We start from the raw sequence: 14,194 nt of genomic DNA, 5'->3' as shown, positions 1-14,194 counted from the left end.
TAAAAGGCCGGATTATCCGGCCTTTTTTATTTCTGGGGATCGCAAAGCCCCATCATGTACAATCCCCGCTTTCTTCATCCACAAGGGACAAAAAATGGACAAACGTTTTGTTCAGGCCCATAAAGAAGCGCGCTGGGCGCTGTGGCTGACCCTTCTCTATCTCGCTGCATGGTTAGTAACTGCTTACTTACCTGATTCAGCGATTGGCATTACCGGCCTCCCGCACTGGTTTGAAATGGCCTGCCTGCTGCTGCCGCTGGTGTTTATTGTGCTGTGCTGGGCGATGGTGAAATTCATCTATCGCGATATCTCCCTGGAGGACGATGATGCAGCTTGAAGTCATTCTGCCGCTTGTCGCTTACCTGTTCCTGGTGTTTGGCCTGTCGGTTTATGCGATGCGTAAACGTTCGACCGGCACCTTTCTGAACGAGTATTTCCTCGGGAGCCGCTCAATGGGTGGCGTCGTGCTGGCCATGACGCTGACCGCTACTTACATCAGCGCCAGCTCGTTTATCGGTGGCCCGGGCGCCGCTTATAAGTACGGACTGGGCTGGGTACTGCTGGCCATGATCCAGCTGCCTGCCATCTGGCTCTCTCTGGGCATACTGGGTAAAAAGTTTGCCATTCTGGCCCGTCGCTACAATGCCGTGACGCTGAACGATATGCTGTTTGCCCGCTATCAGAGTCGCTTGCTGGTATGGCTGGCAAGCCTGAGTCTGCTGGTGGCGTTTATTGGTGCGATGACGGTGCAGTTTATCGGCGGCGCACGTCTGCTGGAAACGGCAGCCGGGATCCCCTACGAGACGGGTCTGGTCATTTTCGGTGTGAGTATCGCGCTGTACACCGCGTTTGGCGGGTTCCGTGCCAGCGTTCTGAACGACACGATGCAGGGAATGGTGATGCTCATTGGCACTCTCGTTCTGCTGGTGGGTATCGTGCATGCCGCAGGGGGCCTGAGCCATGCGGTTGAAACCCTGGAAGCGATCGATCCGAAACTGGTCTCGCCGCAGGGGGCGGATGACATCCTCTCTCCAACCTTTATGACCTCGTTCTGGGTGCTGGTGTGCTTTGGCGTGATTGGCCTGCCGCATACCGCCGTGCGCTGCATCTCATATAAAGACAGCAAAGCGGTACACCGCGGGATTATTATCGGGACAATTGTGGTGGCAATCCTGATGTTTGGTATGCACCTGGCGGGCGCGCTGGGACGCGCGGTGATCCCTGACCTTACCGTACCGGATCTGGTCATTCCAACCCTGATGGTGAAAGTACTTCCGCCGTTTGCCGCCGGAATTTTCCTCGCCGCACCCATGGCGGCCATTATGTCGACCATCAACGCTCAGTTGCTGCAAAGTTCCGCTACGATCATTAAAGATCTCTATCTGAATTTGCGCCCTGAACAGGTCGAAAATGAGCGACGCCTCAAGCGCATGTCGGCGGTGATTACCCTGGTGCTGGGGGCGTTGCTGCTGCTGGCCGCGTGGCGTCCACCAGAGATGATCATCTGGTTGAACCTGCTCGCCTTTGGCGGGCTGGAAGCCGTTTTCCTGTGGCCGCTGGTGCTGGGGCTGTACTGGGAACGCGCGAATGCCGCGGGTGCATTAAGCGGCATGATTGTCGGGGGCGTCCTGTATGCCGTTCTCGCCACGTTGAAAATTCAGTATCTTGGCTTTCACCCGATCGTGCCTTCGTTACTGTTAAGTTTACTGGCGTTTGTGGTGGGTAACCGTTTTGGCCGTCCCGTTCCACCCGCCACCCTGATTTCTACTGATAAATAAAGAGTTTTGCCATGCCGTGGATCCAATTGAAACTGAACACAACCGGCGCGAACGCCGAAGAACTGAGTGATGCGCTGATGGAGGCCGGTTCGGTCTCTATCACGTTCCAGGACACGCATGACACGCCGGTCTTTGAGCCGCTACCAGGCGAAACGCGCCTGTGGGGTGATACGGACGTTATCGGCCTGTTCGATGCAGAAACCGACATGAAAGAGGTCGTGGCGATTCTGGAAAACCATCCGCTGCTGGGCGCGGGTTTCGCGCATAAAATCGAACAGCTGGAAGACAAAGACTGGGAACGCGAGTGGATGGACAACTTCCATCCAATGCAGTTTGGTCAGCGTCTGTGGATCTGCCCAAGCTGGCGCGACGTTCCCGATGAAAATGCGGTCAACGTAATGCTGGATCCGGGTCTGGCGTTCGGCACCGGTACCCACCCGACAACCTCCCTGTGCCTGCAATGGCTGGATGGCCTGGATCTGGAAGGCAAAACCGTGATCGACTTCGGTTGCGGATCCGGGATCCTCGCTATCGCGGCGCTGAAACTGGGCGCGGCAAAAGCCATCGGGATCGACATCGATCCGCAGGCGATTCAGGCCAGCCGTGATAACGCCGAGCGTAATGGCGTTTCCGATCGCCTTGAACTGTATCTGCCCGATGCACAGCCAGAGGCCATGAAAGCCGATGTGGTGGTCGCGAATATCCTGGCTGGCCCGTTACGCGAGCTGGCGCCGTTAATCAGCGTGCTGCCGGTTGAAGGCGGTCTGCTGGGCCTGTCCGGTATCCTTGCCAGCCAGGCAGACAGCGTCTGTGAAGCCTACGCCGATCTCTTTGCGCTCGACCCGGTTGTCGAGAAAGAAGAGTGGTGTCGCATCACCGGTCGTAAAAAATAAGCCTTTGGCGTGGTCGTCTGACCACGCCTTTTCCCTTCGGTTTTTTCTCCCCCCTTCATCCTTTCTTCGATAAAATAACCGCACAAATCATAATGTTAATAATTGATTTGGATAATAAAATTCACAGGAAGAATACGATGAAACACATTTCAGGCAAGGCAGCGCTGCTGGCGCTGAGCGTGATTTCGGCTTCAACTTACGCCTCACACTGGAGCTATCAAGGAGAAGGCGCACCGGAACACTGGGGCGAACTGGACGAGGCGTACATGACGTGTAAAAGCGGGGTGTATCAGTCGCCGGTTAACATTGATAATACGGTCAAAGCTCACATCTCTCCGCTGGAAACGCACTATATCGACGGCCCGATCACCCTGACAAACAACGGCCATACTATCCAGGCGAGTGAAAATGCCGATACACGCGACAGCATCACGCTTGATAAACAGACCTGGACATTACAGCAGTTCCATTTCCATGCGCCATCCGAAAACACGGTGCACGGTAAAAAATACGCAATGGAAATGCATCTGGTCCATAAAAACGCTGACGGCGAACTGACGGTCGTTGCCGTTATGTTCGATCAGGGCGCGGCAAACGCTGCACTGGATAAACTCTGGGGCGTGATGCCAGGGCAGGTTGACCAGAACGTTACAATTAAGCCAACCCTCGATATGAATAAATTACTGCCTGCGGATAAAACCTACTGGCGTTTTAGCGGCTCCCTGACCACACCACCGTGCTCAGAAGGGGTGACATGGTTGGTGCTCAAGCATCCGCTGACCGTCTCTGCTGAACAGCTGCAAAAATTCACTCACACTATGCACCACGAAAACAGCCGCCCGGTTCAGCCGCTTCATGGCCGTCTGGTTGTTGAATAAGCCGATTTTTTGCGCTGATATCCTGTGCTGAAATGCGACGCAGATCGCAAAGAAGCGCCATAATCTGCTGCATATCGCAGCAGATTATCCCGGCCAATTGATTCATTTATTCAGAAATGATGAGAAGTTACGGGAAATTGTAAGCGCCCACAAAATGTTCATTTCTTCATAACACAATGATTTAAATAGCGAATAATCTTATCCGAAAAGAATGACTGGCGATTCCTTGATCTACAACAGAGGATTGTTCAAAGTTTGGCCTTTCATCTCGTGCAAAAAATGCGTAATATACGCCGCCTTGCAGTCACAGTATGGTCATTTCTTAACTCATGCGCATCGGACACCACCAGCTTAGAAATCGCCTGATCGCAGCCCCAATGGCAGGTATTACCGACCGGCCGTTCAGGACGCTGTGCTACGAGATGGGAGCAGGATTAACCGTTTCCGAGATGATGTCGTCTAACCCGCAGGTTTGGGAAAGCGACAAGTCCCGCCTTCGGATGGTGCACGTGGATGAGCCAGGTATCCGCACCGTGCAAATTGCCGGAAGCGTGCCTGAAGAGATGGCAGATGCCGCGCGTATTAACGTGGAAAGTGGCGCCCAGATTATTGATATCAATATGGGTTGCCCGGCCAAAAAGGTGAATCGCAAGCTTGCAGGTTCAGCCCTTCTGCAATACCCCGACCAGGTGAAGTCAATCCTGACGGCGGTTGTCAGCGCAGTGGACGTTCCTGTTACGTTGAAGATTCGCACGGGTTGGTCGCCGGAACACCGTAACTGTGTAGAGATTGCCCAACTGGCCGAAGACTGTGGCATTCAGGCCCTGACCATTCATGGACGCACTCGCGCCTGTTTGTTCAACGGTGAAGCTGAATACGACAGCATTCGGGCAGTTAAGCAGAAAGTTTCCATTCCGATTATCGCGAATGGCGACATAACTGACCCGCTTAAAGCCAGAGCTGTGCTCGACTATACGGGAGCTGATGCTCTGATGATAGGACGTGCCGCTCAGGGAAGACCCTGGATCTTTCGGGAAATCCAGCATTATCTGGACACTGGGGAGCTGCTTGCCCCGCTGCCTCTGGCAGAGGTTAAGCGCTTGCTTTGTTCGCATGTTCGGGAACTGCATGACCACTACGGCCAGGCAAAAGGGTACCGAATTGCGCGTAAACACGTATCCTGGTATCTCCAGGAGCACGCTCCAAATGACCAGTTTCGGCGCACATTCAACGCCATTGAGGATGCCAGCGAACAGCTGGAGGCGTTGGAGGCATACTTCGAAAATCTTGCGTAATGAAATAAAGAGCTGACAGAACTATGTTCGAACAACGCGTAAATTCTGACGTACTGACCGTTTCTACCGTTAACTCTCAGGATCAGGTGACTCAAAAGCCCCTGCGTGACTCGGTTAAACAGGCACTGAAGAACTATTTTGCTCAACTGAACGGTCAGGATGTTAATGACCTGTATGAGCTGGTACTGGCTGAAGTTGAACAGCCACTGTTGGACATGGTGATGCAATACACCCGTGGTAATCAAACCCGCGCTGCCCTGATGATGGGCATCAACCGTGGTACCCTGCGTAAGAAATTGAAAAAATACGGCATGAACTGATACTAATCAGTTAAATGCTTGTTTAAAAAGGCGCTCTTCGGCATGGGGAAGCGCCTTTTTTATTGCCCGGATGGGTGACCGTCAACGCTTTGTAAACCTTCTCCTTCCCCACTTTTCAACGCCCGCTTTTCGTGTATATTTCCACCACCTTACAGGCTCTCTTTTCGCGGAATGACACATGATTCGTAAATACTGGTGGCTGGTCGTTTTTGCTGTCTCTGTTTTCATTTTCGATGCGCTGCTGATGCAGTGGATTGAACTGATGAGCACCGAAACCGATAAATGTCGCAATATGAATTCCGTGAACCCGCTAAAACTGGTCAACTGCTCAGAGCTGGACTAGCCTCTTCCATCCTGTACCCCTCTGTTATCACCCAATAAAAACAGGGGCTTAAATCACTTTTCGTCATTTCCTGACGATGATAATGTCTGTGCCCTTTCCAACCGCTCTTGCTTAACGTCTCACAACGAGTGAACAGACCATGCTGGTTAGCCAATACAACCAAATCCTCGTCGTCATCTCCTTTATTGTCGCCATTCTTGCCGCCTATACCGCGCTGAATATGGCTGCGCGCGTTGCCGGAAGCCAGGGCGTCGCTGCACGCGTCTGGCTGGCAGGTGGCGGTGTTTCGATGGGGATTGGCGTGTGGGCGATGCATTTCATCGGTATGCTGGCGATGGATCTTTCCATGAGCATGAGTTACAACGCGACCCTGACCGTGCTTTCGATGATTATCGCCATCAGCTCGTCAATGTTCGCCCTGTGGCTCGTTAGCGGCGAGCAGCTACATTTGCGCCGACTGCTGCCTGGCGCCGTCGTGATGGGTGCAGGCATAGTTACCATGCACTACACCGGTATGGCTGCCCTGGAGGTCACTCCGGGTATTGTCTGGGATAAAACGTGGATCGCTATCTCTGTGGGCATAGCCCTTGCCGCTTCACTGGCCGCTCTTTGGCTGACGTTCCGTTTACGTCAGGAAGCTGCACGAATGGCGTTGATGCGTCTTGGGGCGGCGATCACCATGGGCATCGCTATCGCTGGCATGCATTACGCCGGCATGGAAGCAGCACAATTTCCAATGTCGACGATGGTCCACCATCATGGCATTAACGGGAGCTGGCTGGCGATACTGGTTAGCGTGGTCGCGCTCGCTATTCTGGGGATTACGCTGCTGGTATCGATGTTCGATGCCCGCCTTCAGGCTCGTACCTCGCTGCTGGCCTCATCCCTGGCAGAAGCTAACCGTGAACTCGCACAGCTGGCGTTGCATGATACGCTGACGCGCTTACCCAATCGTATTCTGCTTGAGGATCGCCTCGATCAGGCCATCAGCAAGGCCGATCGCGAAGGAAGCCCTTTCGCGCTGATGTTTATGGATCTTGATGGCTTTAAAACCGTCAACGATGCCTATGGTCATGATGTCGGTGACAATCTTCTGGTTGCGGTGACTCAGCGTTTGCTGTTGCAGTTGAAAGGTCAGTACACGCTGGCGCGTATCGGTGGGGATGAATTCGTCCTGCTGGCCGAAACCACTACCCCGGATGATGCTGCCTCACTGGCAAATTCACTGGTACGCGTCATTGATAGCCCGTTCCATCTCGATCCTTACGAACTGATGGTCACCCTGAGCATTGGCATTGCGCTCTATCCACACGATGGCAAAACCGATCGTGAACTGATGTTTAACGCTGATGCTGCGATGTACCACACGAAACATATGGGTCGTAACGGTTATCACTTCTTTCAGCCGTCAATGAATACGCTGGCGCAGACGCATCTTCAGCTGATGAATGATCTGTGGCAGGCCATCGACCGTAATGAGTTACGTCTGCTTTATCAACCTAAATTCCACGCCCCTGCCGGGCCGGTCATCGGATTCGAAGCGCTGTTACGCTGGCAGCATCCCAAACAGGGATTACTGCCCCCCGACCTGTTTCTACCGCTTGCAGAGAAAACCGGGCTGATTATTCCAATTGGAAACTGGGTAATCGACGAGGCCTGCCGCCAGCTTCGAGAATGGCACCTTCAGGGCCACACGGACTGGTCAATGGCGGTGAATCTTTCTACGTTGCAGTTCGAACAGCCGTCGCTGGTTAAAACGGTTCTCGATTGTCTGACGCGCCATAGCGTACCGCCCGGCATGTTGATCCTGGAGGTGACCGAAACCACGGCGATGAGCAATCCGGACGAAAGCGTTCGTGTCCTGACAGCGCTGACGGATGCGGGCGTAAAAGCCTCGATAGACGATTTTGGTACAGGTTATTCAAGCCTTCTTTATCTTAAGCGACTCCCTGCCTGCGAGTTGAAAATCGATCGTGCTTTTGTAAAAGAGTTAAGTGGAGAGAGTGAAGATGCGACGATCGTCTCGGCGATTATCGCCCTGGCAAAAACGCTGAATCTGAAGGTCGTGGCAGAAGGGGTCGAAACCGCAGCGCAGCAGACCTTTCTGACAGAACTGGGATGCAATACGCTACAGGGTTATCTGCTGGGCAAACCGATTACCGCGCAGGCTATTATGGAACAGTGCCAGCACGGGGAGATGTCACCATCCCGTATGCAATCATGAGGCTGTATCGTAGAACACTGGCGCCACTCGAGTGATATTTAGTGTCGCAAGAATATTATCCACCAGCGCCGGCGCCTGTTTGTACAGATTAAAACTGTTGCTATCCATTAACCAGTTTTTAATGACTCCGCTAAAAAATGCGTGGAAAACAATCAGCGCCAGTTCAATATTAGTTTGGGAAGAAATAATGCTACGCGCAACGCATTGTCTCAACGTCCCGCGAAGATAAGTATCGTTTAAACCGATCCGCTTGCGTATTTCACATTCTGAAATCACATCGTCATGAAATTCACACTTATGATACAGAATTTGTAAAAGAGCATACTGACGTGGCTCGCTCGCAATATATTGCAGCGCGACAATAAACTGTTCACGAAGCATTAACAAAGGGTCATCTTTTTCAGAAAGTATTAACCTGTCACGAATCATTTCACGCAGCGGCAATTGCTGTTCCCAGATGGCGTTAAATATTTCCGCTTTACTCGAAAAATGCCAGTAAACCGCCCCGCGAGTAAGTTGAGCAGCATCGGCGATGTCGGTAAGCGTGGTATTAGCCACGCCACGTGTCGCGAATAGCCCGATAGCGGCTTCAATCAGCTGCTGCCGGGTCTTTTGAGCCTCTTCTTTCTTTTTGCGCGCCATTACCTGCTACCCGTTACTTACAAGATTGATACGTTATCAAAGGATATTGCCGTGGTCGTGTCAGACAAAGTATTAACCAAAATCCGTGTTAGTTTTGCACAAAAAAAGTCAATTCGTTTAATTTATAAACCTCGTGAATAAATTGAATATATTAAATACATAAAACATATGTATAGCTTTCACCAAAAAGCATTTCGTTGATTATCCTGACAGAAATAGAGTGTCGAATGCACTGGGTCAGATTCCGATTTTTACTTTTTAAAAGCTCCATCAGCACTTATAAATTAAAAAACATTAAATACCCTCATTATTATACGCAGCTACATTTCTTTTTTTGCCTCACACCCTTTCACCGATTCATGACAAATATCGGTTCAGGGGTTGTTTAAGGAACAGTAATGACGAATCACTTCAGATGCTTACCCTTATCCGGTTTCATTGTCTGTGCCGCGCTGCTTACCGGGTGCGATGGGCAAGAAAACCCACAGCAGCATGCGCAAGCTCCTCAGGTCAGTGTTCATATTGTTAAAAGCGCGCCACTGGCCGTAACGACAGAATTGCCTGGCAGAACTGACGCGTATCGTGTTGCGGAGGTTCGTCCCCAGGTAAGTGGTATCATTCTGCACCGTAATTTTACCGAAGGCAGCGACGTCAAAGCGGGTGAATCCCTTTATCAGATCGATCCGGCCACGTATCAGGCAGCCTACGACAATGCGAAAGGTGAACTGGTAAAAGCACAGGCGGCGGCCAATATCGCTCATCTGACGGTGAAACGTTACGTTCCGCTGGTCGGTACGCAATATGTGAGCAAGCAGGAGTACGATCAGGCGGTGGCAACCGCCCAGCAGGCGGATGCGAGCGTCGTTGCCGCGAAGGCTGGCGTTGAAAGCGCGCGGATCAACCTGGCTTATACCAAAGTCACATCCCCAATCAACGGGCGTATAGGTAAATCCAGCGTCACCGAAGGGGCGTTGGTTACTAATGGTCAGTCGACTGCACTGGCGACGGTTCAGCAGCTCGATCCCATTTATGTCGATGTGACGCAATCCAGCAGCGATTTTATGCGTCTGAAGCAGCAGACGAGCCTGCAAAAGGGAGACACCAGCAGCGTCGAGTTGCTGATGGAAAATGGCCAGCCTTATCCGCTGAAAGGAACGCTCCAGTTCTCTGATGTCACGGTAGATGAAAGTACCGGCTCAATCACCCTTCGCGCCCTCTTCCCTAACCCACAGCATATGCTGTTACCGGGTATGTTTGTCCGTGCACGCATTGACGAAGGTACACAACCTGATGCCATTCTTGTTCCCCAGCAGGGGGTAACCCGTACACCGCGCGGGGATGCCACCGTGCTTGTGGTAAACGATAAAAACCAGGTGGAATCGCGCACTGTCGTTGCACCGCAGGCGATTGGCGATCGCTGGCTGATCACGGAAGGCCTGAAAACCGGCGACCGCGTCATTATTAGCGGCCTGCAAAAAGTTCGCCCTGGCGTTACCGTCGTGGCTATTCCTGATACCGCCGCGACCCCAGCCAGTTAAGGAATAACGACATGGCTAATTTCTTTATTCAACGGCCTGTTTTCGCCTGGGTACTCGCCATCATTCTGATGATTGCGGGCGGGCTGGCCATTTTAAAACTGCCGGTGGCGCAATATCCGACCATTGCGCCGCCAGCGGTGGCGGTGACAGCAACCTACCCTGGCGCTGATGCCCAGACGGTACAGGACACCGTAACTCAGGTTATCGAACAGAACATGAACGGTATCGATAATTTGATGTACATGTCGTCCACCAGTGATTCTGCCGGTAACGTCACCATTACGCTGACGTTCGAGTCGGGTACGGATCCTGATATCGCGCAGGTGCAGGTTCAGAACAAACTCCAGCTCGCCATGCCGCTGCTGCCGCAAGAAGTGCAGCAGCAGGGTATTGGCGTGGAGAAATCCAGCAGCAGCTTCCTGCTGGTTGCAGGCTTTGTGTCGGACAATAAAAATCTCACGCAGGATGATATCTCCGACTATGTCGCTTCTAACGTAAAAGATGCGATCAGCCGTACTTCCGGCGTCGGTGACGTGCAACTGTTCGGTGCCCAGTATGCAATGCGCATCTGGCTGGACAGCAACGCGATGAACAAATATCAGCTCACGCCGCTGGATATCATTAACCAGCTGAAAACACAGAACGACCAGATTGCTGCGGGCCAGTTGGGAGGAACGCCGTCCGTACCAGGGCAGCAACTGAACGCCTCAATTATTGCTCAAACACGCCTGAAATCGCCGGAGGAGTTTGGCCGTGTGACGCTGAAGGTGAACCAGGACGGTTCAATGGTCTACCTGAAAGATGTGGCACGCATTGAGCTGGGTGGCGAAAACTACAACATGGTCACCAAAATCAATGGCCAGGCAGCAACGGGGCTGGGGATCAAGCTGGCGACTGGCGCAAACGCGCTGGATACCGCTGCCGCCATCAAGAGTAAACTGGCGCAGTTGCAGCCCTTCTTCCCTCAGGGTCTGAAAGTCGTGTATCCGTACGACACCACACCTTTCGTGAAGATCTCCATCCATGAAGTGGTGAAGACGCTGTTTGAAGCGATTGTTCTCGTGTTCCTGGTGATGTACCTGTTCCTGCAAAACCTGCGGGCAACGCTTATTCCCACTATCGCCGTGCCCGTGGTGTTACTGGGCACCTTTGCGGTACTGGCTGCGTTCGGGTTCTCCATTAACACCCTGACGATGTTCGGGATGGTATTGGCGATAGGTCTTCTCGTCGATGACGCCATCGTGGTAGTCGAGAACGTAGAACGCGTCATGGTTGAGGACAAGCTGCCGCCAAAAGAGGCGACGCAGAAGTCAATGGAGCAAATCCAGGGCGCTCTGGTGGGCATTGCCATGGTGCTTTCGGCGGTATTTATTCCGATGGCATTCTTTGGTGGTTCAACCGGGGCTATCTATCGCTAGTTCTCGCTGACCATTGTCTCCGCGATGGCCTTGTCGGTACTGGTGGCGTTGATATTAACGCCTGCTCTTTGTGCCACGCTGCTCAAACCGGTTTCCAGCGAACATCATGAAAAGAAAGGCGGTTTCTTCGGCTGGTTTAACGCGCTCTTTGATAAGAGTGTGGAGCACTACAGCAACAGCGTAAGCGGCATTTTACGTAAGACCGGCCGCTATCTGCTGGTTTACGTCATCATCGTCGGCGGCATGGCAGTTCTGTTCCTGCGCCTGCCTTCCTCCTTCCTGCCGGAAGAGGATCAGGGGGTGTTTATGACGATGGTTCAGTTGCCGGCAGGGGCGACGCAGATGCGTACCCAGCAGGTACTCGATCAGGTTCAGGATTATTACCTGACAAAAGAGAAAGCGAACGTTGAATCGGTCTTTACCGTAAACGGGTTTAGTTTTAGCGGACAGGGTCAGAACTCCGGTATCGCTTTCGTCAGCCTGAAGCCATGGGAAGAGCGTCCGGGCAAGGAAAACGGCGTTGAGGCGATTGTCAGCCGCGCGACGAAAGCGTTCAGCCAGATCAAAGACGGCCTTGTATTTCCGTTTAACCTGCCTGCCATTATTGAACTGGGTACCGCAACAGGCTTTGACTTTGAACTGATTGACCAGGCAAACCTGGGGCATACGCAGTTAACGCAGGCGCGTAACCAGCTACTGGGCATGGTGAGAGAACATCCTGACTTACTGGTCCGCGTGCGTCCTAACGGACTGGAAGATACGCCACAGTTCAAGCTGGACGTCGATCAGGAGAAGGCACAGGCGCTGGGTGTGAGCGTGTCTGACGTTAATCAGACTATTTCAACAGCCCTGGGTGGCACCTATGTGAACGACTTTATCGATCACGGACGGGTGAAAAAAGTTTATGTCCAGGCTGATGCTCGCTTCCGTATGCTACCCGGAGACATTAACGGCCTGTATGTGCGTAGCGCTAACGGCGAAATGGTGCCTTTCTCTGCCTTTAGCAGCTCTCACTGGGTGTACGGTTCACCGCGTCTGGAACGTTACAATGGGATGCCATCAATGGAGATCCTCGGTGAGTCTGCACCAGGCAAAAGTACCGGTGAGGCAATGGCGCTGATGGAAAACCTTGCGTCAAAACTGCCGTCCGGCATCGGCTACGACTGGACGGGGATGTCTTATCAGGAACGACTTTCCGGGAATCAGGCTCCGGCGCTGTACGCCATTTCACTTATTGTGGTGTTCCTGTGTCTGGCGGCTCTCTATGAAAGCTGGTCAATTCCATTCTCGGTCATGCTGGTTGTGCCTCTGGGGGTGATCGGTGCGCTTCTGGCTGCATCAATGCGAGGGCTGAACAATGACGTTTACTTCCAGGTTGGTCTGCTTACAACAATTGGTCTATCAGCCAAGAACGCCATACTGATCGTTGAATTCGCCAAAGATCTCATGGATAAAGAAGGCAAAGGGATTATCGAAGCCACGCTTGAAGCCTCGCGTATGCGTCTGCGTCCTATCCTGATGACTTCCCTAGCATTCATCCTTGGTGTTATGCCTCTGGTCATCAGCAGCGGTGCAGGTAGTGGTGCACAAAATGCGGTCGGGACGGGCGTGATGGGCGGGATGCTCTCAGCCACCCTGTTGGCCATATTCTTTGTTCCTGTTTTCTTTGTGGTTGTCCGGAGACGATTTACAAAGCACAAGGATTAATGAAAATCATAAAGGCACCTCTGGTGCCTTTTTTATTTCCTGAAAACAATGTAAAAACACATCCCCTCTTCACATTTCCTCCATTAATAATTACTGCCCGCGCTTTTTTCTTCATAATTTTTACAATCCACACAAATTGAGATTATTCCACGTGCTGCATGGTATTAGTGCGGTGGTAAAATAATCATCGATTCGTTAATTGCCGCATCGGCTCTTTAGCGAATAGGCGATCATATTGAGGTAACATCATGAAAAGATTCCTTTCCGTTGCACTTCTCGCTGCGCTGCTTGCTGGTTGCGCGCACGATTCTCCATGTGTACCGGTATACGACGATCAGGGGCGACTGGTTCACACCAATACCTGTATGAAGGGCACTACCCAGGATAACTGGGAAACAGCAGGTGCGATTGCTGGTGGCGCCGCGGCAATCGCTGGCCTGACACTCGGTATTGTCGCCCTCACTAAATAAGGCTTCTAAAAGTGCGGCGATGGCCGCGCTTTTATTTTTGCCTGATATAAGAAACGTATATTCCCCATCGCAAATAACATCAGATATTAATTAAATTCAATACGCTACCTTACTCCTCGCTATATCCCTTACCTGTACAGCATTTGGCATAACATTTAATTCATTTAACACTACTGCGAGCCAGCAGAATGCATTTCACAACTACAGTTTCAGTACGGTAAAGCGCTACGTCCGTAGGGTATTAATGGCACCAGTGAGAACATCGAATGAGGGAATTGGTTTAGCTGGAGATATAACGCAAAAAGGCCATCCTTTCGGATGGCCTTTCTACTTGTTTGATGTCTGGCAGTTCCCTACTCTCACATGGGGAGACCCCACACTACCATCGGCGCTACGGCGTTTCACTTCTGAGTTCGGCATGGGGTCAGGTGGGACCACCGCGCTAAAGCCGCCAGACAAATTCTTTTACTTCTTGCCGAACTTTAACCTAAGTATAAAGTGGTGCTGATACCCAGAGTCGAACTGGGGACCTCACCCTTACCAAGGGTGCGCTCTACCAACTGAGCCATATCAGCACGCTAAATTTGATGCCTGGCAGTTCCCTACTCTCACATGGGGAGACCCCACACTACCATCGGCGCTACGGCGTTTCACTTCTGAGTTCGGCATGGGGTCAGGTGGGACCACC

Annotated in this window: 11 protein-coding genes, 1 tRNA gene, 2 rRNA genes and 1 pseudogene; 11 read left to right on the top strand and 4 right to left on the bottom strand. The window is 52.2% G+C overall.

Annotated features, from left to right (window positions below):
• Nucleotides 1-94 precede the first annotated feature (94 nt).
• From ACOTZP_RS08300 to ACOTZP_RS08265, 8 genes are all read left to right on the top strand, one after another.
• On the top strand, nucleotides 95-337 hold the full coding sequence (locus ACOTZP_RS08300) for a YhdT family protein (protein ID WP_022649569.1): 243 nt from the start codon (nucleotides 95-97) through the stop codon (nucleotides 335-337).
• Entirely contained in the window at nucleotides 327-1,778 is a 1,452-nt protein-coding gene (gene panF, locus ACOTZP_RS08295; protein WP_022649570.1) for a sodium/pantothenate symporter, read from the top strand. Before ACOTZP_RS08300 ends, panF begins: the two co-directional genes overlap by 11 nt.
• An 11-nt stretch (nucleotides 1,779-1,789) precedes the next feature.
• Nucleotides 1,790-2,671, top strand: coding sequence for a 50S ribosomal protein L11 methyltransferase (prmA, locus tag ACOTZP_RS08290; protein ID WP_022649571.1), 882 nt, complete (start codon nucleotides 1,790-1,792; stop codon nucleotides 2,669-2,671).
• Between the two features lie 137 nt (nucleotides 2,672-2,808).
• Nucleotides 2,809-3,549 carry a carbonic anhydrase gene (locus ACOTZP_RS08285; protein ID WP_421633688.1) on the top strand — a complete coding sequence of 247 codons (741 nt, stop codon included), beginning with the start codon at nucleotides 2,809-2,811 and terminating at the stop codon, nucleotides 3,547-3,549.
• Between the two features lie 329 nt (nucleotides 3,550-3,878).
• Nucleotides 3,879-4,844, top strand: a complete 966-nt coding sequence (gene dusB / locus ACOTZP_RS08280) for a tRNA dihydrouridine synthase DusB (protein WP_006812176.1) — start codon at nucleotides 3,879-3,881, stop codon at nucleotides 4,842-4,844.
• 23 nt (nucleotides 4,845-4,867) lie between these two features.
• A complete protein-coding gene (gene fis, locus ACOTZP_RS08275; RefSeq protein ID WP_000462905.1) occupies nucleotides 4,868-5,164 on the top strand; it encodes a DNA-binding transcriptional regulator Fis in 297 nt (98 codons plus the stop codon).
• 178 nt (nucleotides 5,165-5,342) lie between these two features.
• Nucleotides 5,343-5,507 carry a DUF2556 family protein gene (locus tag ACOTZP_RS08270; RefSeq protein WP_003860373.1) on the top strand — a complete coding sequence of 55 codons (165 nt, stop codon included), beginning with the start codon at nucleotides 5,343-5,345 and terminating at the stop codon, nucleotides 5,505-5,507.
• A gap of 139 nt (nucleotides 5,508-5,646) precedes the next feature.
• Nucleotides 5,647-7,731: a putative bifunctional diguanylate cyclase/phosphodiesterase gene (locus ACOTZP_RS08265; RefSeq protein ID WP_271075436.1), complete on the top strand. Its 2,085-nt coding sequence runs from the start codon at nucleotides 5,647-5,649 to the stop codon at nucleotides 7,729-7,731.
• On the opposite strand, the gene envR is transcribed toward ACOTZP_RS08265, so the two are convergent.
• Entirely contained in the window at nucleotides 7,726-8,373 is a 648-nt protein-coding gene (gene envR, locus ACOTZP_RS08260) for an acrEF/envCD operon transcriptional regulator (RefSeq protein ID WP_271075437.1), read from the bottom strand. The genes ACOTZP_RS08265 and envR overlap by 6 nt on opposite strands.
• Before the next feature lie 398 nt (nucleotides 8,374-8,771).
• Between envR and ACOTZP_RS08255 the strand changes: the two genes are divergently transcribed.
• From ACOTZP_RS08255 to ACOTZP_RS08245, 3 genes and pseudogenes are all read left to right on the top strand, one after another.
• Complete coding sequence (locus ACOTZP_RS08255; RefSeq protein ID WP_271075438.1) at nucleotides 8,772-9,911, top strand: efflux RND transporter periplasmic adaptor subunit; 1,140 nt, start codon at nucleotides 8,772-8,774, stop codon at nucleotides 9,909-9,911.
• An 11-nt stretch (nucleotides 9,912-9,922) separates the two neighbouring features.
• A pseudogene (locus ACOTZP_RS08250) lies at nucleotides 9,923-13,036 on the top strand (efflux RND transporter permease subunit).
• Between the two features lie 248 nt (nucleotides 13,037-13,284).
• Nucleotides 13,285-13,506, top strand: coding sequence for a lipoprotein (locus ACOTZP_RS08245; RefSeq protein ID WP_003860364.1), 222 nt, complete (start codon nucleotides 13,285-13,287; stop codon nucleotides 13,504-13,506).
• Nucleotides 13,507-13,846: 340 nt separating this feature from the next.
• Here the strand turns inward: ACOTZP_RS08245 and rrf (ACOTZP_RS08240) are convergent.
• The 3 genes from rrf (ACOTZP_RS08240) to rrf (ACOTZP_RS08230) all read right to left on the bottom strand — a co-directional run.
• Nucleotides 13,847-13,962, bottom strand: a 5S ribosomal RNA gene (gene rrf / locus ACOTZP_RS08240).
• A gap of 43 nt (nucleotides 13,963-14,005) precedes the next feature.
• Nucleotides 14,006-14,081, bottom strand: a tRNA-Thr gene (locus ACOTZP_RS08235).
• 14 nt (nucleotides 14,082-14,095) lie between these two features.
• Nucleotides 14,096-14,194 (bottom strand): 5S ribosomal RNA (gene rrf, locus ACOTZP_RS08230); the annotation flags it as partial.

Origin of the sequence: Enterobacter cloacae complex sp. SYL001 (assembly GCF_049237025.1) — a bacterium.
Classification (GTDB): domain Bacteria; phylum Pseudomonadota; class Gammaproteobacteria; order Enterobacterales; family Enterobacteriaceae; genus Enterobacter; species Enterobacter intestinihominis.
This window is presented reverse-complemented; position numbering and strand designations above follow the sequence as displayed.